This is a genomic window from Ruminiclostridium herbifermentans, from assembly GCF_005473905.2.
Classification (GTDB): domain Bacteria; phylum Bacillota; class Clostridia; order Acetivibrionales; family DSM-1351; genus Ruminiclostridium; species Ruminiclostridium herbifermentans.
Window position 1 is genome coordinate 2,350,422 of record NZ_CP061336.1, and the last position, 26,189, is coordinate 2,376,610.

Consider the following 26,189-nt stretch of genomic DNA (forward strand, 5'->3'; position numbering starts at 1 on the left):
TTTATAAGCATTTATTCAATTGCATTTGACTCTTCTATATCTTAATAAAATAGAAATATGACATTATTAACATCTATAACTTTTACAAAGAAGGTGAGTAAAAATGGAAAGCTACATAGAAATTTTTACTGAATTAGGCAAAGCTTCATTAGAGACTCTACAAATGGTAGTAATAGCTTCGTCAATTTCATGTGTATTAGGTTTTTTTCTAGGTTTAATTTTATATATAACTTCAAATAAGCTTTTGTATAAAAACAGAATTATTAACTCAATAGCAGGGTTTATTATTAATATTATAAGATCAATACCATTTATAATTCTTCTTGTGCTTTTAGTACCGGTTACATTAAAAATTACTGGTACTGTAATTGGACCTAAAGCAGCATCAGTGCCTTTGACAGTTGCTTCAATTGCATTTTATGCAAGGCTTGCTGAAGCAGCCTTTGAGGAGGTTGATAAAGGACTGATTGAAGCAGCCTTGGCAATGGGAGGCAGCTTGAAGGACATTATTTTGGGAGTTATTTTGGTTGAATCATTACCAGGTTTAGTTAGGGCCTTTACAGTAACATTAATAAGTATTATTGGTTTATCAGCTATGGCCGGAACTGTTGGCGGTGGTGGTATTGGAGATTTAGCAATTAGATTTGGATACTACCGCTATGAGATGGATGTAATGTTTACTTCTGTGGCATTATTAATTTTAGTGGTTCAGATAATTCAAGGCTTAGGTGAAAAAATTGCAAGGGTATTAACCAAAAAATAGCTATACAATAAAGCTGATGTAGTTTAGTAGATTTTTCTCATAACATCTCCATAAAATCTCCATAAAATCTCCATAAAATCTTCATATATTGATGTTAATATAAGCTTAATTATTTTAAGGAGATGGAGGAGACATGAGTAAAATTAAACAGGATAAAATGGCTGTAAAGAATTCAAAAAAAATACAAAATAATAATATTGTAGTTATAGCTAGTGTTGTGGTAGTTTCAGTTGTGGTAATAATTGCGATTGTTGGAATTTTGGGCAAAACTACTAATGAAGCTAGTCAGGCATCAGTTGATAATAGCGATTTGGTAATACCTATTAGTGAAGTTAGTGAGACAGCTAAGTATTATCCCTATTCGATAGATGGAACAGATATGGAAATTATTGCGCTTAAAGCTAGTGATGGTACTGTAAGGACAGCATTAAATACATGCCAGATTTGCTATGATTCTGGTAGAGGATATTATGTACAAGAGGGAGATACGCTCGTATGTCAGAACTGTGGTAACAGATTTAGCGCAGACCAGGTTGAAATAGTTAAAGGTGGCTGTAATCCTGTTCCGATAATGAAAGAAAATAAGACTGAGAATGAAGCAAATATAACAATTTCAAAGGAATTTTTGGCTCAGAATGTTGAGTTATTTACAAATTGGAAAACTAGATAAAATTAAAAATAAGGTGGTTTAGTTGTTACTAGCCACTTTTTTGATTTAGTGCTCGTAAAAATTATCTAAATAGGTTACTCGCAAGATATTTGTTGAACTTGAATATGCTCATTATAGTTAATAATATCATCTTACCACATTCAGCATACATGATGTTGCAAAAACAGCATTATCTTTATACCGATGTCTATTTACAAGAATAGTACGCGAGTGTAATATATATCTAATTGCGAGGCTCGGTTAGAAGTTGATGCTAGAAATAATAGGTGAAGAACAAGTATTGTAGCCGACACAGCTACAGGGTGGTAGCTGTGAGTATTAATCCGAGACAGGAGGCCTTGGTAATACGGTCGGCAGAAGTGCTTGTTATTCAACGTAATTATTTCAGCATCAATTTCGTGAGTTAGCAATAGATATATATTGCACGGGAGTACTATTTAAGCAGTATAGTATTGATATATCATTTTTTGCTTTAAAACAGACTCTAGAAAAATCAAATTCAATCAAATATCTTTAACTAAGTAGCCCATTTATTTTTCTAGCATAAAACTACATCTCCATATAATCTTCACATTTTCATGATAAAATTTATTAACCGAATTTAGATTTATGCAATAGTTAAATTTCACCTCGACATAGTGTCAATTTGGTATCATATAAATTGAATAGTGTAGTTTTTCAGGAGGAATAAAATGGGGAATAGGATAATTAGTAAAATTATTCAAATAGAAGGTATGACCTGTACCAGTTGTGAGAGAAGAATAGAAAGTTCTCTTAAAAAGCTTATGGGAATGGAAAATGTTAAAGCTATTTACAGCAGTTCAAATGTATATGTGACTTATGACCCAAATTTAATTAATCTAAATACAATTATAAAAGAAATAGAAAAGTTAGATTACAATGTAAAAAACAAACCTCGTGAAAATAACAGCAGTAAAATTTCAGCAGAAGCTAAAAGTAAAGACACAAACAGTTTAGAAGTTAGCCAGCTTATAGGAATAGCTGTAATTATATTTGCACTATACATTATTATTAAGAATACTGTAGGGTTTAATTTTATACCACAGGTTGAGCAATCAATGAGTTATGGCATTTTGTTTGTTATTGGACTGCTTACATCTCTTCACTGTGTTGCTATGTGTGGGGGAATTAATTTAGCAGTTTGTACTAAATTTTGTATTGGTGCTAATGACACAAAATATGGTAAACTTAAACCTAGTATATTATATAATGCAGGGAGAATTATATCATATACAGTAATTGGCGCAATTGTAGGAGGAATTGGTTCGGTAATAAGTTTTTCTGGTGCTGCAAAAGGTATTGTAGCTATAGCTTCAGGAGTTTTTATGGTTATTATGGGAATAAATATGTTGAATGTTTTCCCAGTTCTACGAAAGCTTAATCCTAGAATGCCAAAAATATTTACTAATAAACTGTATGAAGGTTCAAATAAAAAGGGTCCTTTATATATTGGACTACTCAATGGGTTAATGCCTTGCGGACCATTACAGGCAATGCAGTTATATGCTTTAGGTACTGGAAGTATATGGGCCGGAGCTTTTTCAATGTTTTTATTTAGTCTTGGTACACTTCCTCTAATGTTTGGTTTTGGAGCAATAACCTCAATATTGAGCAGCAAATTTACTCACAGAATGATGAAAGTAAGTGCAGTATTGGTGTTAATTCTCGGCATTGTTATGTTAAACAGAGGATTTGTTCTATCAGGAGTTAATACTAAAATTGATATTGGTGCTGAAAATTCTTCAAGCAATATAGCTAAAATCAAGGGAGATGTACAGGAAGTTACTATGAAAATTGAATCGGGAAGATATTCTCCTATAATAGTTCAGAAAGGGATTCCTGTGAGATGGACTATTAGCGCCACTAAAGAAGAACTAAATGGCTGTAATAACAGCATAAATGTACCAGAGTACAACATTCAAAATAAAAAATTGCAGGTAGGAAAAACTGTTATAGAGTTTATACCTGATAAAACAGGGAATTATATATATACATGTTGGATGGGAATGATTAGCAGTAATATTAAAGTTGTTGATGATATATCTAAAATTAGTGAGGTAGAACTTGAAAATACTGATTATTCTAGCATCCAAGGAACTTTAAGCAATAGCTGCAGCTGTTGTGCAGATGGTTTATAGGCAAATAAATTTGCTGTGGCTAATATTAAGAAATTAGGAAGTGATAAAGATGGATAAAAAACAGTCAATTAAGATATCGGGAATGAGCTGTGCGGCATGTGCAGCTAGAATAGAAAAAAGCCTTAATAAACTTGAAGGTGTTAAACTTGCAAATGTTAACTTTGCAATGGAAAAAGCAACTATTGAATATGATGATGATAAAATAACTCCTGAGAAATTTAATGAAATTATAGAAAAGCTAGGCTTTGGTATAGTAAAAGAAGATATACCAAAGGGTAGTAAAGCTGAGCTGAATATTACTGGAATGTCTTGTGCTGCATGTTCTGCAAAGATTGAAAAAAAACTTAATAGAACTGAAGGCATATTACAGGCTAATGTAAATCTAGCAACTGGTCGGGCAAGTGTGGAGTATGATATTTCTAAAATTAAAATTAATGATATCATAACAATAATTCAGAATTTGGGATATAGTGCGCAAAGAGCAGAGGAAATAGACCAAGACAAAGAAAAGGAACGAAACGAAAAGGAAATTAAGACCTTAAAGCTTACACTAATTATTTCTGCAATTTTAAGTGCACCCTTATTACTTGCAATGGTATTTTCAATGCTAAATATTCCATTGTTATCTTTCCTTCATAATCCTTTTTTTCAATTGGCAATTGCTACTCCGGTTCAATTTATCATAGGCTTTAGGTTCTACAAGCATGCATATTATGCGCTGCGTTCAAAGAGTGCCAATATGGATGTCTTAATATCAATGGGTACCTCAGCAGCTTATTTTTTCAGCTTGTATAATGTGTTTTTTGAAGAAGTTCAGCAAGGTATGATGAAAAGTCTTTACTTTGAAGCTTCTGCAGTTATTATCACATTAATACTTTTGGGTAAGTATTTGGAGGCGGTAGCAAAGGGCAAAACCTCTGATGCAATAAAAAAGCTTATGGGATTGCAAGCTAAGACTGCTAGAGTAATAAGAAATGGTATCGAAGAGGATATACCAATTGAAGAAGTTATGCTTGGAGATATAGTTGTAGTAAGGCCAGGAGAAAAATTGCCTGTAGATGGCAAAATAACTTTTGGCAGTTCCTCAATAGATGAATCAATGCTAACAGGCGAAAGTATTCCTGTTGAAAAAAAAGCAGGAGATTATGTTATCGGGGCAACAATAAATAAAATGGGTACCTTCCGTTTTGAGGCTACAAAGATTGGTAAGGATACCGCATTGTCTCAAATTATCAAGATGGTTGAGGATGCTCAAGGATCAAAAGCACCTATTCAAAAAATTGCCGATAAGGTTTCGGGAATATTTGTTCCCGTAGTAGTAGGAATTGCATTACTTACTTTTCTAATATGGTATCTTACTACAATGGATATAACTCAAGCAATTGTAAGCAGCGTTGCAGTTTTAGTAATTGCTTGTCCATGTGCATTAGGACTGGCAACACCAACTGCAATAATGGTTGGGACGGGCAAGGGAGCAGAACATGGTATACTAATTAAAGGCGGAGAACATCTGGAAACTGCATATAAATTAAATACAGTTGTACTTGACAAAACAGGAACAATCACAAAAGGACAGCCAGAGGTAACAGATATAGTTGTTTTAGGAAATTTTGATAAGAGCGAAATATTAAAGCTTGCAGCAATTACTGAAAAAAGTTCGGAACATCCATTAGGTGTTGCTATCTATGAGCATGGCAAGAAAGAACTTAGCGCTATAGGTGATCCAGATAAATTTGAAGCAATACCCGGCAGAGGTGTCAAGGCAGTTGTAGATAATAGGGTTATTTATATTGGTACACGTAAGCTTATGAAGGAACAAAACATTGCAACAGATAATGTTGAAGCTGCCATTGCAAAGCTTGAAGATGAAGGTAAAACTGCTATGCTGATGGCCATAGATAATGCTTTGGAATCAATAATTGCTGTTGCTGACACATTAAAGGAAAGTTCAAAGGAAGCTATTGAAGAACTAAAGAAAATGGGCATTGAAGTTTATATGATTACTGGTGATAATAAGAGAACAGCTAATGCCATCGCAAAGCAAGTTGGCATAACTAATGTTCTTGCAGAGGTACTTCCAGAAAATAAAGCTGAAGAAGTGGAAAAATTAATGGCTAGTGGGAGTATTGTCGCAATGGTGGGTGACGGAATAAATGACGCTCCTGCTCTGGCTACTTCAAATATTGGAATGGCAATGGGTACAGGAACTGATGTTGCTATAGAGGCAGCAGACATTACTCTGATGAGGGGAGACTTAAGAACAATTCCAGCAGCAATCCGTTTGTCAAGGAAAACAATGCGAAAGATTAAACAAAACCTATTCTGGGCATTCTTTTATAATATAATTGGAATACCTTTTGCAGCCTTTGGTCTTTTGAATCCAATGATTGCAGGAGGAGCAATGGCCTTTAGTTCAGTTTCAGTTGTTTCAAATTCCTTGAGTTTAAAAGGGTATAATCCAACAGAGGTTCCTGGCAGGTTTAAAAGTATGGAAGAATTTGCAAAACAAGAATGGCAATATAGTAAAAAATAAATAGTTAAGGAGTACTATTCAGGCTTTTTAATATTAACTATAATTTATATTAGTAAAATAGACTTATATTATGGAACTTTTCATTCAAATAAGTTTGAAACCTTCTAGCTTAAAAGTTTGTGAAGTTATGCTGTATATTATATTGATAAATACTGAATAGTAACATATAAGGAGGAAATCATTATGTCAAAAGAATTAAAAACTTTAAATGTTGATGGAATGTCCTGCAGTCACTGCGAAAACAGTGTAAAAAAGGCTGTTGGTGCATTAAATGGTGTATCTAATGTAACAGTAGATTTACAAGCCAAAAAAGTTTCAATTGAATTTGATTCTGAAATAGTAAGTTTGGACATCATAAAGGAAACTATTGAAGACCAAGGCTATGACGTTGTTTAAGAAAGATATTTTTTAGTATTAATTAATCCAACTTTCCATTGGAGTTTAATACCTACGACTTTTTAACTGGAAAGTTGAATTAATTAAGTAAATTAAGTAAAAATAGTGGCAGTATATTGAAGCATTGAAAACTTATCTGTTTAGAACTGAAAGAATCCAATGAATCTATAGTTGCTATTTTTATAATACTGTCACTTCTAGAAATTTGTTGGGATATATTTGATTAATAAAGATACTGTAAAAGTCTGAATTGAAAAAGGAAGCCGTAGAATCAGTTTGGAGCTGAAAATTGAATGATTACTAGTGTTAAAAAAATACTTGTAGTGGATGATGAACAAAAGATAGTTGAGGTAGTAAAATCATATCTCAATCACAGTGGTTATGATGTATATGAAGCTTATAGTGGAAAGCAGGCTATTGACATTTTTGAAAAATATAAGCCCAATCTTGTTATCTTGGATTTAATGCTTCCTGATATGACTGGAGAAGATATCTGCAGGCATATCAGAAAGCAGTCTAGAGTACCAATAATAATGTTAACTGCTAAAGTAGACGAAGAGGATATTTTAAAAGGGCTTGATATAGGTGCAGATGACTACATAACAAAGCCTTTTAGCCCAAGGCAGCTAGTTGCAAGGGTTAATGCTATACTTAGAAGAGTTACTGATGAGCCTGTTCTGCTAACTAACACCATAGCCTTTAATGAAAATGATTTAGTTATTGATAATCTTAATTATGAAGTAAAGAAGAATAATAACAGCGTAAGCCTAACACCAAATGAATATAAAATTCTTATAACTATGATTAAATACCCAAAAAAAACCTTTACTCGAGAAGAGTTGATTAGCATGGCATTGGGAGAGGATTTTGATGGTTATGACAGAACAGTTGATACGCATATCAAAAACTTAAGACAAAAAATTGAAACTGACCCAAAGAATCCAAAATACATATTAACTGTTCATGGTGTGGGCTATAGATTTGGTGGAGAGTGAGGTTTGCATAACTAGTATTGTCAAAAGGAGGGTACGTTCATGCCAATAGGCTTATATAATGATTTTCAAAATAATAAGGCATGGACATTATTATGAAATATAGCTTAAAAGCAAAGCTATCATTATCCTATATTTTTGTTGCATTAATTAGTGTATTTTTGATTAGTATACTTTCAAATATTTTTTTTGATAAACAATTTACTGAATATGTTCAGAAAAATCAAGAGCAGAAGAATAAAGAAATTATATCAGCTCTAAGTAAACAATATCAGAATTTTGGAAAGTGGAATACTGATATGTTAGAATCCATTGGAGTAAGCGCATTAGAAAATGGGATAATAATAAAGATTTCTGATATATCTGGAAAAATAATCTGGGATGCAAAAGTTCATAATAATGGGATGTGTCAACGTATTATTGAACATATGTCTCAGAATATGAGCAGTCATTATCCTGATATGAAGGGTGAATATGTAGAAAAGCCCTACTTTATTTATAATAATTCAGAAAAAGTGGGAGTAGTTGAAATTGGGTCTTATGGTCCGTTTTACTTAAGTGATAATGATTTGGCATTTATAAACACCTTAAATAAAATGTTGATAAGCGTTGGTATTGTTTCTTTATTGTTTGCTCTTATCATAGGAACTATAATGGCGAAAAGATTAAGTTCACCGATATCAAGAGTTATTACTACAGCAAAGAATATTTCAAAAGGCTGCTATTCAGACAGAATTTTAGAAAAATCAAGTACCAGTGAAATAAATCAGTTGACTGACACTATAAACAATCTTGCTGATGCACTTGAAAGGCAAGAAAATCTTAGAAAAAGGCTGACTGGTGATGTGGCACACGAACTAAGAACACCTCTTGCCACACTTCAAGGTCATTTAGAAGCTATGATTGATGGCATTTGGAAGCCTGAAAGAGACAGACTAGTTAGTTGTCATGATGAAATTGTCAGGATCAACAATATGGTGGGTGATCTAGAAAGGTTAGCGAAGTATGAGAGTGAAAATCTAATACTAGATAAATCAAATTTTAATATTACAGAAACAGTACAACATATTATTAATAACTTTGAAAGTGAATATGCTAACAAAGGAATTAATATAGAATTAATTGCAGAAGATGAGTACATTAATGCCGATAAGGATAAGCTTTGTCAAGTTATAATAAATTTACTAGCTAATGCTTTAAAATATACTCATGAAGGAGGTAATGTGGAGGTAATAATAAAAGGAGATGAGAATATAACGCAAATATCGGTTAAGGATAATGGAACGGGTATTTCAGAAGAAGATCTTCCATACATCTTTGAGAGATTCTATAGGGCAGACAAATCTAGAAATAGAATGTCAGGTGGTTCAGGTATTGGCTTAACTATAGCCAAAGCTATTGTTGAAGCCCACAAAGGGAAAATTGAAGTTATTAGTAAAATTGAATCAGGAACAGAATTTATTGTATCCTTACCAAAAAAATAATTTTATACATGATAATGTATTTTAATTTATGAATGAATAGATAAAAATCGAGCAAGGCACTCTATAAAATTAATAGATTAAGTGTCTTGCTTTAGTTTATGTTTTTAACAGACATATTGGATTTATCAAATTGTTTCAACAGGTAGGATCGCTTTTATTCATCATCGTTTCCATCGTCAAGTAAAAAAGGGGTTGAGTTTACTTCTGTAGAATATTAAAGCATCACAACATGATGTAATGACAATATGTATTATTAAGATTAGTCATAAAATTACTATATAACAATGTGATGTAATGACGTCATTAATTGATTAATAAAGAATTGCAATTCTATAAAAAATGTACATAGTAATTTCTTTAAATACATTCTTTATATTTTTCTCTATTTATCTCTATATTTGCTAATTTAATAATGACTTATTAAGGGAAAATTTTTACTTGGCTTCAATTAATCTTCATAAATTCTACATAAGTATTTTGTAAAATTGCTTTGTAAAAAACTTGCTTATTACAAACCAATATACAAACCAATAATGGAAGGGAGCTTTAAATATGAACATGAGTACAATGACTCACTATATGGAGTTGCTTGCAGTAAATCAACCATGGAATCTGCTTATTTTTATGGCAATACCGGTTATCTGTGCAGAAACATTAGCAATTTCTGAATTGATAATACTTTTCACAAGGAATCTAAATAGTATGGCAAAAAAGGTAAGCAAAGTTGTAGGTATTTTCGCAGGACTCTATTTTCTTGGAATTTTCATATATCTTTTATTTACTACTGTAATACCTCTTACATTAACAGGTGGATGGAGGGGACCTGTAGATGTGATTGCTGTTGTATTCTATCTTTTAGGAGTAATTCCTTTCGTCGGTATGTTTTTACTTGAGATAGGAGCAATTGGAAGAAATAGAGATGAAGTTAGTCAGCTAAAACTACATGCTATCCTTGTAGGAATATTTTTGGTAGTTGCACATGTGGCAATGATATTTGGAATGTTAAGCCCTGATTTATTTACGATGGAGGGAATGGGAGGTATGTAAATTACCTCGTTGCGCTAATTTATTTTGAACCTTACAGGATAGTATTGGGTTACTGGTGCTCTCGTACAAACTTAGATACTTTGTTAAAGGTATATGTTTGAATTTATAGGTAAAAATAGTTGATTTTATCAGGAACTGTTGCAAAACATAAAATAATATATCAACAGTAAATTGCTTAAATAGTACTCCCGCGCAAAATATATCTATTGCTTGTCAAGAAATTGACGCTGAATTAATTGCGGTGCAGTACCAGTACTTCCGCTGGCCGTATTAACAAGGCATCCTGTCTCGGGTTAATACTCATAGCTACATCCTGTAACTGTGTCGGCTACAATAGTTGTTCTTCACCTATTATTTTTCTAGCATCAATTTCTAACCGAACTTCGCAATTAGATATATATTACACTCGCGTACTATTTTTGAAAAAAGATATCGGTATACAGAAAATGCTGTTTTGCAAAAGCCCTGCGCCAATGAAGCATGGAGGTTGAATGTAGTAAGGCGGTAAAATTAACTAAGATGAACAAAAAAAATACAACAAATATTTTGTGAGTAATTCATTTAATTAAGTTCATTTAATTAAGTTTGTACGGGAGTACCACAAGCCAGCGATATAAATATTTCATTTTAACGTAAATTTCGCTAGCGAGCCATAATTAAAATACACGGAGTACTATTTAAGTATTCAGGCACTTAATTGATTTAGTTGCATTATCAGTACAATAAATTTTTCTTAGTAAAAAATACGCTGCGCAACAGCTTATATTAAATACTGATGCGCAGCGTATTATATTTATTATAAACTATTTATCTGCTGGGAATTTATCAATTATGCCAAGCAGCTTCTGCTTCATTAAAGCAAAATCAAGAGCATCTATATTTCCAGAACCATCCACATCTGCATTAGTTAAATCAATTGATACTGTGTTAACACCTAATAAATAGGATTTTAATAGACCAAAATCTATAGCATCAAAGTTTCCGTCTAAGTTAACATCACCTATTAATCTAGTTGATGGAACAACAAAATTATAAAGATCTTCTGGAAGTTCATCCAAAGTAATTACTTTATCACTGTTGTAAATGGTTTTTAGGAGTACAGGATCATTTCTGTCAATGAGGTATTCACTATACCATGGACAGAAATACAACCACCAAGCACCTTCATTAATTATATTTTTAATGTCTGGAATAACATCGTTTTCAGACATTGCAACCATTTTTGTGTCGTTAGTATAATTTACAAGTGAAAGGAATAAACTTGTTGCAGCACTTGTACCCCAATTAGTAGGAGAACCTTCATACTTGTCATATGCAACTATATCTACGTAGTTATCTCCTGGATACCATTGCAGAGAATTAGCATATGTATATAGGTTTACTTCCCAAATAAGATTATGGAGTCCATATTTTTCAGTTAGAGTATTGTAAAGCAGCTTCCATAAACCTTTAAAAGCTTCTGCACCTGATGATCCCCACCAGAACCAAGCACCAGAACCATCTATATTGTTGTAGCCTTCTGCTTCATGGAAAGGACGTAATATTACTGGAACATTAGCTTCTTGAAGAATGAGCAGCTGCTCAGCAAGGTCATCAATTGCAGCCATTAGATAAGCGTATTCTTTGGTTGATGAATCGAGACAATTAGCAGTTTTAAAGCTGGAAGTTGGCTTATAAGTACATTTTTGCCAATCCACTGCTTCACCAAGCTTATAGCTTGTAAAATCCTGCGGTATATTGATATGCCAGCATGCTGTTGCAATACCGCCACGTTCCTTAACCCATTCAATAATACGATCGGTTGTACCATCTTCCCAGCCATAGAGAGGATTATAGTTCATAAAATCAAAGCCCCTTATTGCTGGATATTTGCCTGTTTTGTTATATATGTAGTCAAATTCATATTCATAATTACCGTCATGTCCACTGCCGTAAATTTCCTGCTGACCAGAAATCACACTTTTCCCATAAACACTGGTAAGATATTTCATAAGAGATTTTGTTTCAGCAGTTGCTTTTGGATCGCATAGTGTAGGTTCAATATTAAGATCTGGCATATCTGCATAGTCAAATGTTATTGTATCGTATATTATATAACCCCAACTGCCTGAGGAACCGATTTCAATTGTCGCAGTACCTTTTTCAAGATAAAAGAAACCAAAGCTGTAATCAATCCATTGACCCTTGTTTGGGATGTAGAAATCTCCAATTTTTTTACCATTTACACTAACTGACTGAAGTCTTGTTTCATCTATTGCACCTAAATACATCCAACATCTTGTTTTAAGTTCATACATAGCGTTTTCAGGAACATTAACCTTTAATGTTATTGGTCCTGCATTTGTAACCCAAGCAAACCCAGCACCAGAATATCCAGGATATTTTGTTCCATAGACATCAGTAGCAACAGTAACACCACTTCCGAGAGTACAAGCTTCAGCTTCAACAGTCAATGGCAGTGAACTTTCAGCTTGTACTGGTACAGAAATTGTTGTAATAACAGTACAGACCATTGCGATGGCTGCAAGCATAGAGATAGCTCTGCTATAAATTTTCTTCATAAAAAACACCCCTTTTAATAAAATTTCCCCCATCAATAAATAAATAAGAAACTATCCTGTCAAAAAGTCAACACGTAATAACGTCATGCTATTAAGTTAACACAAACTGATTATCAAAGCCGCAATATATGCCAAGTTCATCTGTAACAGTTGGATTATATTGAGTGAGTGCTTTTCTCAGTAGCTATAATGTATTAGTTGATAGTAATTTGCAAATATAATTACAGTTTGGCGCTTTTGTTTAATACAAAATTGAAATTTGAAATAATGCTGTGCAGCAAGTTGTTTTTAGTGTTTAAAACCAAAGCGGATACTGAAAGTCTTCGCATATTGTATTAAACAAAGTAAGCATTGACAGAGTCAATATACAATTCGAAACATACTGTATTTAACATAGTCAGTATTGACAGAGCCATATACAGTAAGAATCAGACTGTATTTAACAAAGTCAATTTTGACAGAGTTAATATACAGTGCAAAGCAGATTGTATTTTACAAAGTCAATTTTGACAGAGTTAATAAACAGTACGAAGTATTCTGTATTTAACAAGTCAGTGTTGACGGAGTCAATATACAGTGCAAAACAGACTGTATTTAACAAAGTCAATTTTGACAGAGTTAATAAACAGTACGAAGTATTCTGTATTTAACAAGTCAGTGTTGACGGAGTCAATATACAGTAAGAAGCAGATTGTATTTAACGAAATTATTATTGACTCTTTTATCGGTATAATTCCTCATATTTAGTCAAATTATAACATATTATTAGAAAAATATCAATTTGTACGTAATATTACATATAAATTTATTTTATCTAAAGGTAATGTTATTGTGCACAATAATAATATTACAATATTTATTATTGGCAACCTAAAATGATTAGTAACTTTAAGAGAAAACTCACCAAAATGAAATGTTCTTATTTAGCTATAATAAAATCCAGTTTGAACACAGCCATACTGGATTTTATTATTTTCATTTAACTTATTCAATTTTACAAAATTATTTGTAGGTATTTATGCTTATCATTTAATCATTATCAATGTAAAGTTGTGTAACTTATTTGATTGCTTCTGCTTTTTACTTTGAACGCATTTTTGAATGTATATTGATTTCTTATTTTATTATAGTTAGTGGCCATGACCTTCTTCTGCAGCTTCAGCAATTGCTTTTGTTGCATGAACTGTACCAAAAGGATGTTGTGGGGGAGCATAGATTGAGTAAAGCTTAAGTGGTCTTCTGCCTGTATTTATTACATTGTGCCATTTACCAGCAGGTATTATAATTGCAGAATTATCTCGTACATTTGCCTGAAAATTAGGTGTATTTTGATTATCTCCCATAATAACAAGGCCTTGACCTTCTTCAATACGTATGAACTGATCGGTTTTAGGATGCATTTCTAGACCAATGTCTTCACCAACATTAATGCTCATTAATGTAAGCTGTAAATGTTCTCCTGTCCATAATGCAGTACGAAAAGTATTGTTTTGCTCAGTAACTGCTTCTATGTTAACTACAAAGGGCTGTGGTCCATAATCCTTAAAGTTTGCAGAGTTACCTTTATTTTGCCAGTTAGATGGTTGATTTTCTTGAGCATTATTTTGCTGTGCCATAGGATTATATGCTGAATAAGTACTCTGGTATTCATTACTGTTATCGGAATAATTCATTGAATTATAGTTATTATTATAAGGGTAGGGAGGCATATACGGTTTTTTATACAATTGTTTTCATTCCTTTCAATATTTGATATTATATTATATGTGTTATGTGAACTAGATGTGTTTAGCAAGTAAATAATATTAGTGTTTGAATTTACTATAAACAACTAATTATATTACATATTAAACTACTAATTATATTACATATTAAACTACTAATTATTAGAAACTCAATTTCAAATTTAAAAAATAAAGAAGGGGAAGAAATAGTATGAATGTTAGTGTAATTGGCGGGGCAGATGGTCCAACCTCTATATTTATTTCAGATAAGATTGGCTTAAGCTGGATAAATATATTTGGTTTAATTATTGTAATATTAATATTGATACCAAACATTATTTATGCAGTAAAATTTCATGGTTTACCAAATAAATGTAAGAATAAACCAATGAATATCATAGAGCAAGTTGGTAGATACTTAACAATTTTTTTTAGTGTATTTAATATTGGTTTGGCTGAATTCGGATTTTCATCAGTGGAGGCATTTATTGTTTATTTTATTGGGAACACAATCTTGATTATAATCTACTGGATTTTTTGGTGTCTGTATTTTAAAAAGATGGTTTTATGGAAGAGTATAGCACTTGCAATTATTCCAACGGCAATATTTTTATTAAGTGGTATCACATTAAGACATTATTTATTAGTTTTAAGTGCTATTATTTTTGGAATAGGTCATATTTATGTAACATATCAAAATGCAAAATGAGATTATTACAAGCTGAAGGCATCTGTATTCATCTATATTGAGGTATATACATATATGATTAAGAAGCAAAAAATGACAGGGCTTGATGATTGTTATATTTCTTTATACCATTGTATACCATTGTGATCCTAAAAAACACAATCTGATTACAAATCGTCAAGATTAATATTACGCAATAGAGCAATTCATAATTAATAATTTTATTAATAAAAAATTGACGTTAAAGTGCATTTGGTTATAAATCATGATAACTATCAGAATTGGATAAAATTTAATTATACGTTATACATAGTAGTTATAGATAGTAGTTTTTCATTATTACACGAAATAATAATTTCGTGTAATTGGAGGGACGAAAAACTATTTCATTTATTAATAGTATTTACAAGTATTATTTTTCCATAAATCCATATAATTTAATAAATATATAAAAATATTTATTATTAAAATATATAAAAAATATGTTTCAGAAATATAATTAATCATATATTGCAACTATTATCGAATACTTAAGCTTTTTTACTTTTTAAACTTATCGGATCATTTTACCGCTAATTTATATTATTTGATGTTGATTAAACTATACCACATAATTCCAACAGCGGATACTTTATATCTTTTTTGTAATACCAAGCTTCTTTTCCATAAGCAAACATGACTAGGACTTTATCCTGCTCTTGCTTTTTAATGTATCCAAAATTGCTCATAGCTTTCAACATTGTTTTCAATATTATCAACTCCAGTTGTTACTTCTGGTACAATAATGTCTTTTACTAGCTTTTGGTTCTCCTTAGTATATTTATCAGTATTTGATTGGAGTATCCAACCTCTATTGTTTGTTGGAGTATCATAAGTAACAAATAACCATATAGTATCGTCTGTGGTATAGCCTGCGAACAGTATTAGAAAGATCGGTAACTTTTGGACTACTTTCACAAGGCATCCATAATAATGGGGTCGATTTACCAACGAATCTATATCTTTCTTGGTATTCCATATAAGTAACAGATAATGGCATGTTATTTTGCTCTGAGACAATTTGGTCATTAGTTGGTGTTGATGTTATGACATCATTAACTGATGTGATTTCATTATTTGTTAATGGCGATGATGTATTAATAGCAGAGCAGCCTGAGTTAAATAATAAAAAGACAGCTAAAACGATTGATATATAAATCTTTTCTTTCATACTTTTCCTCCAAATAATAAAATTAGCATAACAATCAACCAAATTCACTTACAAAATTATAAAATTAAAATTAGCATATTAATCAACCCAATTCACATACAAAGCTGAAAATTGAAACTATATATAATTGAAACTACAAATAAAACTACATATAAAACTACATATAAAACTACATATAAAACTACATATAAAACTACATATAAAACTACATATGAAACTACATATATCCATTACAATGGAATTTTTTCATGAATTTTTTATTGTACTCACAAATAAACTAAAATCCCAAAAGATCAAGAACCTTTTTTTCAGCCTGTCTATTAATGCCTTTGTATGGGAAATCATGTATGTGGAGTGCTGGATTAAAATTTAATTCAATTATACTATAATTATCATTATTTGGTAATTCTTTAATATTATTAATGATAATATCTGCACCACAAATCTTTGCCCCTACAGCTTTAGCAGCCTCCACTGCAATTATTTTATACTCATTTATAATGTCATCAGTAAAATCTATACTATCTCCGCCTGTGCTTATATTTGAATTTTCACGCAGATATACTATTTCATTTTCTATAGGAATTGTGTTAAAATCTTTACCTTGAAATGCTAGGTATTCTTTCTCAATAACCCCTAAATTTATCTTCTCAAGTGGCGTAACATAGCCTTTTCCTCTTAAAGGATCTTTATTTTTTTCTTCAACAAGTTCTGTTATTGTATGCTTTCCATCTCCAGTAACATTAGCCGGAACTCTGTGAAGTATTGCAATTACCTCATCATCTATAACCAAAAATCTATACTCTTTTCCTGAAATAAATTCTTCAACTAATACAGATTGGTCAAACTTAAATGCCTGTTCTATAGCATTTTTTACATCATAATCGGTATAGGGATTCTTTAAAATTACAACACCTTGACCAAAATTAGTTGATTTTGGCTTAATTACAATATCTTTGCCTTTAAATTCTAAAGTCTTTGTTTTATAGTCATCAATGCTTTTAATTGTTTGACCGCTAGGTACATTCAGCGCTTTTTCTCTCAGAATAAGTTTTGTAACCTCTTTGTTTTCCATAATTAAAGGAGAAATATATCTATCAGCTGATGTACGAGTTGCCTGTTTCAAATATTCTATTTTATCGTCTTTAATTAATCTGATAAAATTATCATCCCAATCCAACACTTCAACCTTAATACCTCTGTTTATTGCTTCCTTAATAATCATTTGTGTTGATAGTTCTAAAGACTCATAACCCTTTAGCATCTTTTATCCCATCCTTTGTAATATTTTACTTATTGTTATAAGCACTATAAAAAGAATTTTAACCAATAATTGTGTATATACTAATTGCATTGTTTTTTATATTCCAATGCTTTTCTTATGCCAAAAGAGATATAACTTTCTCCCATTGCTTTTATTTCATTTACAATTTTATTTGATGGCAGAAGTGACTTGTCTTTTAGCTTTTGAGATTGGGTAATGACACACGCCATATATTTATTGCTATCTACGGCTGCATCCAAAACCTCTGCTAACTGAAAAAGTTTATTAAAAATTATTTGACCCCAATCTTCTAACAATACTTGACCATCAGTGTATTGATAAAGTTGTAACTTTGTTCTTCTGCCAGAAATAGCCACCAAATTATGATTTTTATTAATTAGGTCTAACTCTTTTTGATTTATAAATTCATTGCTTTCAAAAAGACAAAATAGTATAAATACCTGTAAAAAATGCAGTTGTTCAAGACTTATTCCTATACTTTCAAAGGGATTTATATCTATTATGCGAACTTCAGCATAACTTACGCCTCTTTTTTCAATTGCATCCAACTGGCTTTCACCTTTTTCAGTAGCTTGCTTTAATCGAATTGGAGAATAGAATTCATTTTCTTTTTGCAGAATATTATCGTTAAGTTGAATCTGCTTTCCTTCTTTGATTATTCCAATCTTTGAGTACTTTTCGCTTTTAGTAGATAACATTGTCCTTATACTTTGTAGGTATTCATACTTATCGTTATAAGAAACTCCAAACTTATTTTGTTCATCATTTGAATAGCCTAAACGACTTACACGTAAGGATACAGCATATTTTTTATAATTATCAATGTAATTGCAGCATTCAGGATAACATTTTTTTAATGATTTTATTTCATTATTAATAACAGAATTAAAAGTATGATGTGAATTGGGTGAAGCTCCAAAAAGGTATATAAGTAGCCAACGATACCTTAAGAAGTTTCTTGCCATTGTGAAGTATACTTTATCAGTAAATTTAATTCTATCTTCGATGTTTCCAAAATACTTATATAGAACATCAAATAGCTCTTCGCTAAAAGATAAATTAAAATGTATGCCTGAAATCAACTGCATTTTTTTGCCATATCGATGTGCAAGTCCAAGTCTATATATTTCCTTCTCTTTGCCTTCGGGTGTATCGTCAAATTTTGCAATTGGGATAAGTTCTTCTGAGGGAAGTTTTGGAGGCATACTTAATGGCCATAAGTACTCATTTTTTAGCTCATTATTAACCTTCAAAGTCAGTATTTTTAGATAATTATATGCTTCTTCCACTGAAGGAAACGGAGGTGTAATAAGTTCAATCTGACTTTCAGAAAAGTCTGTAGTAATCTCACTGTTTGAAATCTTATTGCCAAAGGCTGCTGGATGTTCTGTTAGCGCTAGACATCCATTTTCAGTAACTCTTTGAGACTCTCTCTCAATACCCCATTTTCCTTTTAGCAGAAGCTTACTATCTGTTTTTGAAATTATATCTAATACATTTTCAAAATTCCAATTCATAAAACCCTCACAATAACTAATTAATAATATTTTATAACTTTATAACTATTGAATAGCTTTTATTAAATTTATATTTACATAAATTTCTATTTGTAAATTTATGCTGATAATTTATTATGTGCACAAATATATCATGAATTACTTTTAGTATTATTGTTCCAATAGGTTCTCAGTTTATTTTATAAATAAAGCTTTCCCTTTTTCGGGAATATGTAATCAAACCTGCATTTTCAAATCATTAAAATAATGAAAATTAGTTTAGTGAAGGTTTTAGTTTATTAAAAAAATTAGTTAAGCAAAGGGTTTTAAACAGTTTCTAAAATAAATTAGTTGAGTGAGGGTTTTAAGTAAAGTTTTCAAAAAATCATGAGGTATACAAAAAATTGTATTTAGTTTTTACGGTGTCGGTTGAATTATATTTTCTTCAAACAAAGCTTCAAACGTATTTGTAGCTCCACCATGTTCAATAATTTTACCATCGGCTATTTTATCAATATCAACACCAGTAAATGTCAATCTCTTGCCAGAAGGTTTCATACCTAACCACTCGCCTTTGTGTGTACCTTCAGCTATAAACTCAGATATAACATAGTCACCATCACAATATTGGCGAATTATTGTCATCTTAAAATCAGGATAAGTATTTCTTACTTCTAATAGATGCTGCTTCATTCCTTCTATTCCAACCGGAATTACTTTTTCACCTATTCTAATTGTACAATTATTGTCTATATAGTTTGGAACCTCATCAATAAGGTTATTTGAAGTAACATTTTCATAGAAATACTTAATTTTTTCTTTTATATTCATAAGGCATGCACGCTCCTATATAAATTGATTTTATATACAATTTTACCATAATATTTATAATTTATATATAGAAAAGGACTCAATATAAAAGACTAAATATAATACAGGAAACAACTTTTAACATATCAAGTGAGAAGTTTAATAGATACAAAGTATATTCTGTTTATACTATTACAAATATATCCAAATATAAAGTTAATTAAGAAAGGACTACCCAAACTAGTTTGTGAAACTTCATCACAAACAGTATTGTGTAGTCCTTATAATTTATTACTTAATATACAGGATTTCTTATTAAAAGTAGTTTATCGTGTAATAGTAATCTTATTCAATCCTCTTGGACTGTCAGGATTTAGTCCTTTCAATAATGAAAGATTACATGCAAACATTTGAGCTACTACAACATTAAATAGTGGTGAAACATAATCACTGCATCCTTTAGGAATTTCAATGCTGCTATTACCCAACTTTAACAACTCTTGATTGTTTGATATAATTAATATATCAGCATCACTATTCTTTAATTTGTTAATCATTTCTAAAACATCTTTACAAGAAGGTCCTTCTGGTGCATATACAATAACAGGCATATCCCTTTCAACCATTGCAAAAGGCCCATGATGGAAATCAGAAGTTGCAAATGCTTTAGCACGCACATACGTAGTCTCCTGTATTTTCAGAGCAGCTTCTAATGCAATTGAATAGTTAATACCTCTTGCAAGAACAAAACATTCCTTCATAAATCGATACTTCTGTACTATCTCTTTAATAGTATCTGCTTTGTCAAATATATTGCTCATGATATCAGGTACATTTTTAAGTTCATTTAATAACTCATCATTTTGTGCCCACTTTGCAATAAAGTTTATTAAAAGAAACACTGTGGAAGTAAACGTTTTTGTTGCAGCTACACTTTGTTCAACACTTGTATCACAGAAAAGATGATACTTTGATGTTTGAGCTAGTGGTGAATCCACAAAGTTAGTAACACTCATGGTAATTGCTCCCTGTTCTTTAGCAGCCTTCACTACTTCAATTGCGTCTGCTGCCTTTCCAGACTGGGAAATACCAATTACAAAGCAATTCTTCATATTTAATTTCTTGTTATACATTGTAAATACTGACGGAGCCGCCAATGAAACAGGTATTCCGATTAAAGTCTCAATAGCGTATTTTGCATAAACTGCGGCATGATCTGATGTTCCTCTTGCAGCAATAATTACTGTTGAAATTTCACGAGATTTCAAATCAGCTATTAGTTCATCGATAACTGCCATATTGGTAGTAACTGTTTTCTTTAAAACTTCTGGTTGTTCTAATATTTCTTCCCACATCTTAACCATAAATATCACCTCGTATGTTTGTTTGAATTATTATGCTACATATAATACTTGAAGATTGTATAGTTGTATATACCACTATACCTATTGTACTTCAGCTTTGATAAGAAATCAATAGTATTAATTTTGCCCCATAAATATTCTAACGCTGTAGTTATACTTATCGGCACGGTAAATATCTCTTTCATAGAATAATTTATCTCCATCTTTTGTATAACTTATACCTGAAATTTTAAGTACTGGAATTCCTGCTGAAAGTGCTAGCAGTTGACGATTCTCTTTACTAGCTTTTACTGCCTCAATTTTATTATCCATATAATTTATATCTATAGAATAATATGTCTTTAAAAGTTCATATAAGGATTTTGTTAAATCTAATTTATTAATATCTGGACAAAGTTTTTTAGGAATAAAAACTTCTTCTACTGCAATGGGAGTCTCATCTGCAAATCTAAGTCTTTTAATTCTAAACAATACTTGTTCCTGACTTAAATCCAATATTTCTTTGATATCATAGTTAGTTTCTTCTGCAAACTCGAGTACCTTTGTTATTGGAACCATTCCTTGCCTTTTAACAGTTTCTGAAAAACTCATTATATTTCTTTGTTCAAATTTTGCATCGTTAACAAAAGTGCCCTTTCCCTTTTCACGGACTAAATATTTTTCGCTTGCTAATTGATTAATAGCCTGTCGTGCTGTCATGCGACTGATTCCTAACATTTCGGAAAGTTCTCTTTCAGAAGGAATAATGCATCCAGGAGGATATTCACCGGACTTTATTTTATTTAATAAAATAGTTTTTAATTGATAGTATACAGGTATTGGACTTGTTTTATCTATATTCATATAGGCCTCCACAGCAATTAATCATAAAGATTAATAAATATATGTACATTATAACCCAATTTATTAATACTAGCTAGAAATAACACTTATTAAGAAAAAAACTCTCAGTATATAAAAGTCTCATTATTAAATAAATAATTATTAAAAAGAAATTGACATTCCTAATTTAGGAATATATAATTAAGTTAATTAATAAATGTCCTTTAATAATTATTTAAAATAAATATGTAAAGAGAGACAATTATGAAACCATATATCGCTTCAAATTTAAGAGATATGAATAGAAAAACTGTATTTGACTTGATAGCAAATGTTAGCGAAATTTCACGTTCAGAAATTTCGCAGATAACAGGTATAAGTGCACCTACTGTTCTTAAGATTACAAACTATTTATGTGAAAACGGTTTCATAATAAATGCCGGAGAAGGTCAATCACCTCTTGGCAGAAAACCTCAGATGTTAAAGTTCAACCCAAACTTCGCCTACTCTATAGGTGTAGAGTATGAAGGTGATTATCTCAAAATGGGTATTGTAAACGTTGGTAGTGAAATTATTCTCAAAAAAATAATACATGTTAAAAGTGATTTTGAAAATGTGGTAACACATATATTAATAGATAACGTAAAAAGTTTGATAGTTGAGTCAGGAATACCAAAAGACAAAATTCATGGAATTGCTTTAGGTCTTCCAGGTGCTGTAGACTTAGATAATGATGAAATACGATTAGGGCCTTTAGTTGGCGTTTGTAATACATATCCATTACATAAAATAATTGAAACAATCAAAGACGCATTAAATATATCCGTTTATGTATGTAATGATGTTAATGCTGCCTCTATAGGAGAATACATAACTAGAAATCTCAAAAACGAAGATTTAGTTTATATATCTTTAGGTACTGGACTTGGAAGTGGAATTATCCTTGATGGAAATCTACGCTTTGGTAAGCACTTTATAGCTGGTGAAATTGGATACCTTGTTTACGATAATAATTTTAAAACTTCTGAGTGTTTACCAGGCTCTTTGGAATCATTAATAAATCTTAATGCATTAACATCAAAATTTAAAGATTTTGAAAACAGAATTAAGAATAGAACAAATATTAAAGAAATTATTGATTATATTGCTCCCTATCTCGCAACAACGATATTAAATATAATTAGCATAGTTGATGTAAATCAAGTTGTCCTTGGAGGTATCATAATTGATATGTTAGGTAAAGAATTGTTAATCGAAGTTTCTGAGCAATTTAAAAAATTATCTGCTTTAGATGTAAATATTGATTTACGTAAATGCGATGAACCTGGCATAATAGGTATATCACATCTTATTACTAACGATTATATTAAAAATATTTTCTTGTCATAAAAATAAATTTTAAACCAGAATAAATTAAATTTAAATATTGTCATATTAATTATACATATATTAGTACTTCTTTTATTACTTCAATTTATTACTTCTTTGTTGAGGCTCAAATTCTTATATAACATTTATTAATAAACTTAATTAATAAAATATTCATTAGTCTGTTATAGCTTTTTAAGAATCATTTTTTAAAGGCTACAGAAATAAATTACAAAAGGAGAGATTTAAATGAAGACGGGTAAAAAACTTAGTCGAACTATCGCTGCAGCACTATCCCTAGCAATAACCGTAACAATTGCAACACCTGGTAATACTTCTGCGACTCTCAATGACAACAACCGAGGCGCTGATAAGCTATGGATGGCTATTAAGCAAATCACCGGAGTCTCAACAATTATGGATACTGGTGCGCATCCAGATGATGAGCGTAACTCTATGCTCGCCTATTGCCTATTGGAAAAAGGTGCTGAAACAGTTGTAGTAACAACTACATATGGCGCAGGTGGTCAGAATGCTATAGGTAGCGAAGCTGGATTTGCCTATAGTGCAGTTCGTGCTAGAGAACTTCAAGAAGCTGTTGAGATGATTGGTGGCGAACTTGTTGTTCTAAGTGAAGAATACGATAACACAGCAGTTGATTTCGGATTCTCAAAGCTAGGTGAAGAAGCACTAGCAATCTGGGACGTTGATAAGATTACTGAACGTATGGTACGTGCTATTCGTACATACAGACCTGACGTAATTTTCAACTCAGCAAACAATGTTCTTTCTGAACATGGTCAGCATCAAGCTACTAACATAATTACAGCTGAGGCATTCAAAAAAGCTGCTGACCCAAAAGCATATCCAGATCAGATAACAAAAGAAGGCTTACGTCCATATCAAGCTAAGAAGCTGTATGATACAGGAACAGCAGATGATCATACTGCAAAAATGGACTACAAAAAGTATAATGAAATTCTTGGCTTAACATATGAGCAGTTTGGACAGAATTCACGTTACTTACATATTTCTCAGAGTATGGGTAAAGTACAAGATGTAACTGCAAATGCTGTTTCATATCACAAACTTATTCAAACAACTCTTGACAAAAAAATACCTGACAAAGAAGAAGATATGTTTGATGGCATTGAAATGACATATAATGATTTAGCTGCAAACTATTTCAAAACTAAAGATGTTTATAGATTATTAAATAAACTTCAGGACGATGCTGATGATATAGTTGCTGCATATCCAAACTATACTAAAGTAACAAGTGCAACTCATGACATGATAGATGATATAAATTCTGGACTTAAAACAATAAAAAATTCTAAGTTATCAGAAGAAGAAAAATATGATTTAACATTTAGACTTAACACTAAATTAAAACAACTTTATAAAGTAAGTGAACAGAGCTCAAGCCTTATTGCAACTATCACACCAGCTTCATATGAAGTTGCAAAGGGACAAAGCACAAAGGTAACTGTACAATTATTCAATGGTGGAAATAGCAATATTAAAGACCTCAGTGTTAAGCTTAACACTCCAGCTGGTTGGAAAGTTACAGCTCCAAAAGAAACAACTGCTTCAAAGATTAATTATAATAGTGCTGTAAAATTCGAATATGAAGTATCAATTCCTAAGGATGCAGATTACTTCCACCCATATGCAAAGGTTCCAATGACAGCAACTGTTAGCTACAAAATTGATGGTGTTACTGCAGAAACAACTATTGAACCAAACAAATTATTTGCTGTAATGCCTGAATACTCATTACAGTTATCACCTGAAAACTTTGTGCTTAATACAACTGTATCAAGTACAACTATTCCTGTAACAGTTGGTGTTAGATCATATGTTACTGGTAAAACTTCAACAACTGTAACTCTTGATGTTCCAGCTGGTTGGAAGATTGAACCAAAGCAAGCAACTGTTGAGTTTACTGGAAGCAATCAAAATAAGACAGCTAACTTTACAATTACTCCTCCAGCTAATTTGAAGGAAGAAAGATTTGTAATAAAAGCAAAGGCTACAAGTTCAAATATGGTTAGCGATCAAACAGTACAAGTTATCAACTATGACCACATAGGAACAACTTATTACCTCTATGATGCAGCTCTCAATGTACAGTCTGCAAAGATTACATTACCTCAAGGACTTAAAGTTGGTTACTTTGATTCAGGTAAAGATGAAGTTTATAAATACTTAAAGCAGATAGGTATGAATGTAACAGTACTTGGTGACAATGACGTAATGTATGGAGATCTTTCAAAGTTTGACACTATTGTACTTGGAATTCGTGCTTATAGAGATAGCGATGCACTAATTACTGCAAATAACAGACTTCTTGATTTCGTTAAAAACGGTGGTAATTTGATTGTTAACTACAGCCAGAATAGCGCAGCTGATAGATGGGATCCAAGCTTCGCACCATACCCATTGAAAATTGGTTCACCTACTCTAACATGGCGTGTAGTTGAGGAAGATGCAAAGGTAACTATCCTTGATCCTAATAATAAGGTGTTCAGTTATCCTAATAAAATTGTTGCATCTGACTGGGATGGATGGGTTCAAGAACGTAGTATCTACAACATTTCAGAAGCTGACCCTAAATATACAAAATTAATTTCTGCAATTGATAAGGGTTCTGATATAGTACAAGACGGTCAGTGGTTAACAACTAACTATGGTAAGGGTGTTTACACTTATACATCAGTAGTTTGGTACCGTCAGATACAGCAGGCTATGGCACCTGGTGCTTACCGTATGTTCGTAAATATGCTTGCACAGAAGCAATAAGAAATAATAAGA

The 26,189-nt window shown here is 31.5% G+C and carries 19 protein-coding genes; 11 read left to right on the plus strand and 8 right to left on the minus strand.

The features are described from left to right. Window positions 1-103 precede the first annotated feature (103 nt). From EHE19_RS09700 to EHE19_RS09735, 8 genes are all read left to right on the plus strand, one after another. Entirely contained in the window at window positions 104-763 is a 660-nt protein-coding gene (locus EHE19_RS09700) for a methionine ABC transporter permease (protein ID WP_137696127.1), read from the plus strand. A gap of 133 nt (window positions 764-896) precedes the next feature. Further along, window positions 897-1,433: a DUF2318 domain-containing protein gene (locus EHE19_RS09705; protein ID WP_244648368.1), complete on the plus strand. Its 537-nt coding sequence runs from the start codon at window positions 897-899 to the stop codon at window positions 1,431-1,433. Between the two features lie 692 nt (window positions 1,434-2,125). Next, window positions 2,126-3,592: an urease accessory protein UreH domain-containing protein gene (locus EHE19_RS09710; RefSeq protein WP_171003485.1), complete on the plus strand. Its 1,467-nt coding sequence runs from the start codon at window positions 2,126-2,128 to the stop codon at window positions 3,590-3,592. Window positions 3,593-3,641: 49 nt separating this feature from the next. Further along, a complete protein-coding gene (locus tag EHE19_RS09715; protein ID WP_137696126.1) occupies window positions 3,642-6,125 on the plus strand; it encodes a heavy metal translocating P-type ATPase in 2,484 nt (827 codons plus the stop codon). 183 nt (window positions 6,126-6,308) lie between these two features. Then, window positions 6,309-6,521 carry a copper chaperone CopZ gene (copZ, locus tag EHE19_RS09720; protein ID WP_137696125.1) on the plus strand — a complete coding sequence of 71 codons (213 nt, stop codon included), beginning with the start codon at window positions 6,309-6,311 and terminating at the stop codon, window positions 6,519-6,521. A 293-nt stretch (window positions 6,522-6,814) separates the two neighbouring features. Next, window positions 6,815-7,516, plus strand: a complete 702-nt coding sequence (locus tag EHE19_RS09725) for a response regulator transcription factor (RefSeq protein WP_137696124.1) — start codon at window positions 6,815-6,817, stop codon at window positions 7,514-7,516. 92 nt (window positions 7,517-7,608) lie between these two features. Beyond that, the gene (locus EHE19_RS09730) at window positions 7,609-8,997 is read left to right on the plus strand and encodes a sensor histidine kinase (protein WP_137696123.1); all 1,389 of its coding nucleotides are present in this window, start codon (window positions 7,609-7,611) and stop codon (window positions 8,995-8,997) included. Window positions 8,998-9,555: 558 nt separating this feature from the next. After that, on the plus strand, window positions 9,556-10,044 hold the full coding sequence (locus EHE19_RS09735; protein WP_137696652.1) for a DUF6803 family protein: 489 nt from the start codon (window positions 9,556-9,558) through the stop codon (window positions 10,042-10,044). An 803-nt stretch (window positions 10,045-10,847) separates the two neighbouring features. Here EHE19_RS09735 and EHE19_RS09740 read toward each other — a convergent pair. Both EHE19_RS09740 and EHE19_RS09745 read right to left on the minus strand, forming a co-directional pair. Continuing rightward, window positions 10,848-12,605 carry a glycosyl hydrolase gene (locus tag EHE19_RS09740; protein WP_137696122.1) on the minus strand — a complete coding sequence of 586 codons (1,758 nt, stop codon included), beginning with the start codon at window positions 12,603-12,605 and terminating at the stop codon, window positions 10,848-10,850. Window positions 12,606-13,735: 1,130 nt separating this feature from the next. Beyond that, window positions 13,736-14,314, minus strand: coding sequence for a cupin domain-containing protein (locus EHE19_RS09745; protein WP_425314310.1), 579 nt, complete (start codon window positions 14,312-14,314; stop codon window positions 13,736-13,738). 226 nt (window positions 14,315-14,540) lie between these two features. Here EHE19_RS09745 and EHE19_RS09750 point away from each other — a divergent pair, with 226 nt between their 5' ends. Then, on the plus strand, window positions 14,541-15,038 hold the full coding sequence (locus tag EHE19_RS09750) for a hypothetical protein (RefSeq protein WP_244648370.1): 498 nt from the start codon (window positions 14,541-14,543) through the stop codon (window positions 15,036-15,038). A gap of 684 nt (window positions 15,039-15,722) precedes the next feature. Here EHE19_RS09750 and EHE19_RS09755 read toward each other — a convergent pair. The 6 genes from EHE19_RS09755 to EHE19_RS09780 all read right to left on the minus strand — a co-directional run bounded on the left by EHE19_RS09755 (window position 15,723) and on the right by EHE19_RS09780 (window position 22,025). Next, window positions 15,723-15,974 carry a hypothetical protein gene (locus EHE19_RS09755; protein ID WP_137696121.1) on the minus strand — a complete coding sequence of 84 codons (252 nt, stop codon included), beginning with the start codon at window positions 15,972-15,974 and terminating at the stop codon, window positions 15,723-15,725. 530 nt (window positions 15,975-16,504) lie between these two features. Beyond that, complete coding sequence (gshAB, locus tag EHE19_RS09760) at window positions 16,505-17,491, minus strand: bifunctional glutamate--cysteine ligase GshA/glutathione synthetase GshB (protein WP_137696120.1); 987 nt, start codon at window positions 17,489-17,491, stop codon at window positions 16,505-16,507. 80 nt (window positions 17,492-17,571) lie between these two features. Beyond that, window positions 17,572-19,029 carry a glutamate--cysteine ligase gene (gene gshA / locus EHE19_RS09765; RefSeq protein WP_137696119.1) on the minus strand — a complete coding sequence of 486 codons (1,458 nt, stop codon included), beginning with the start codon at window positions 19,027-19,029 and terminating at the stop codon, window positions 17,572-17,574. Between the two features lie 396 nt (window positions 19,030-19,425). After that, a complete protein-coding gene (locus EHE19_RS09770; protein WP_137696118.1) occupies window positions 19,426-19,839 on the minus strand; it encodes an ester cyclase in 414 nt (137 codons plus the stop codon). A gap of 305 nt (window positions 19,840-20,144) precedes the next feature. Then, a complete protein-coding gene (locus EHE19_RS09775) occupies window positions 20,145-21,182 on the minus strand; it encodes an SIS domain-containing protein (protein WP_137696117.1) in 1,038 nt (345 codons plus the stop codon). A gap of 117 nt (window positions 21,183-21,299) precedes the next feature. Then, complete coding sequence (locus EHE19_RS09780; protein ID WP_137696116.1) at window positions 21,300-22,025, minus strand: GntR family transcriptional regulator; 726 nt, start codon at window positions 22,023-22,025, stop codon at window positions 21,300-21,302. Window positions 22,026-22,268: 243 nt separating this feature from the next. Between EHE19_RS09780 and EHE19_RS09785 the strand changes: the two genes are divergently transcribed. Next, window positions 22,269-23,393 carry an ROK family protein gene (locus EHE19_RS09785; protein WP_137696115.1) on the plus strand — a complete coding sequence of 375 codons (1,125 nt, stop codon included), beginning with the start codon at window positions 22,269-22,271 and terminating at the stop codon, window positions 23,391-23,393. Window positions 23,394-23,621: 228 nt separating this feature from the next. Continuing rightward, window positions 23,622-26,177: an NEW3 domain-containing protein gene (locus EHE19_RS09790; RefSeq protein ID WP_137696114.1), complete on the plus strand. Its 2,556-nt coding sequence runs from the start codon at window positions 23,622-23,624 to the stop codon at window positions 26,175-26,177. Window positions 26,178-26,189 lie beyond the last annotated feature (12 nt).

What these genes read in the sequence shown, in the direction of transcription:
- EHE19_RS09700 (WP_137696127.1), top strand. Translation starts at nt 104, where the DNA reads ATGGAAAGCTACATAGAAATTTTTACTGAATTAGGCAAAGCTTCATTA.
- EHE19_RS09705 (WP_244648368.1), top strand. Translation starts at nt 897, where the DNA reads ATGAGTAAAATTAAACAGGATAAAATGGCTGTAAAGAATTCAAAAAAA.
- EHE19_RS09710 (WP_171003485.1), top strand. Translation starts at nt 2,126, where the DNA reads ATGGGGAATAGGATAATTAGTAAAATTATTCAAATAGAAGGTATGACC.
- EHE19_RS09715 (WP_137696126.1), top strand. Translation starts at nt 3,642, where the DNA reads ATGGATAAAAAACAGTCAATTAAGATATCGGGAATGAGCTGTGCGGCA.
- copZ (WP_137696125.1), top strand. Translation starts at nt 6,309, where the DNA reads ATGTCAAAAGAATTAAAAACTTTAAATGTTGATGGAATGTCCTGCAGT.
- EHE19_RS09725 (WP_137696124.1), top strand. Translation starts at nt 6,815, where the DNA reads ATGATTACTAGTGTTAAAAAAATACTTGTAGTGGATGATGAACAAAAG.
- EHE19_RS09730 (WP_137696123.1), top strand. Translation starts at nt 7,609, where the DNA reads ATGAAATATAGCTTAAAAGCAAAGCTATCATTATCCTATATTTTTGTT.
- EHE19_RS09735 (WP_137696652.1), top strand. Translation starts at nt 9,556, where the DNA reads ATGAGTACAATGACTCACTATATGGAGTTGCTTGCAGTAAATCAACCA.
- EHE19_RS09740 (WP_137696122.1), bottom strand. Translation starts at nt 12,605, where the DNA reads ATGAAGAAAATTTATAGCAGAGCTATCTCTATGCTTGCAGCCATCGCA.
- EHE19_RS09745 (WP_425314310.1), bottom strand. Translation starts at nt 14,314, where the DNA reads ATGCCTCCCTACCCTTATAATAATAACTATAATTCAATGAATTATTCC.
- EHE19_RS09750 (WP_244648370.1), top strand. Translation starts at nt 14,541, where the DNA reads ATGAATGTTAGTGTAATTGGCGGGGCAGATGGTCCAACCTCTATATTT.
- gshAB (WP_137696120.1), bottom strand. Translation starts at nt 17,491, where the DNA reads ATGCTAAAGGGTTATGAGTCTTTAGAACTATCAACACAAATGATTATT.
- gshA (WP_137696119.1), bottom strand. Translation starts at nt 19,029, where the DNA reads ATGAATTGGAATTTTGAAAATGTATTAGATATAATTTCAAAAACAGAT.
- EHE19_RS09770 (WP_137696118.1), bottom strand. Translation starts at nt 19,839, where the DNA reads ATGAATATAAAAGAAAAAATTAAGTATTTCTATGAAAATGTTACTTCA.
- EHE19_RS09775 (WP_137696117.1), bottom strand. Translation starts at nt 21,182, where the DNA reads ATGGTTAAGATGTGGGAAGAAATATTAGAACAACCAGAAGTTTTAAAG.
- EHE19_RS09780 (WP_137696116.1), bottom strand. Translation starts at nt 22,025, where the DNA reads ATGAATATAGATAAAACAAGTCCAATACCTGTATACTATCAATTAAAA.
- EHE19_RS09785 (WP_137696115.1), top strand. Translation starts at nt 22,269, where the DNA reads ATGAAACCATATATCGCTTCAAATTTAAGAGATATGAATAGAAAAACT.
- EHE19_RS09790 (WP_137696114.1), top strand. Translation starts at nt 23,622, where the DNA reads ATGAAGACGGGTAAAAAACTTAGTCGAACTATCGCTGCAGCACTATCC.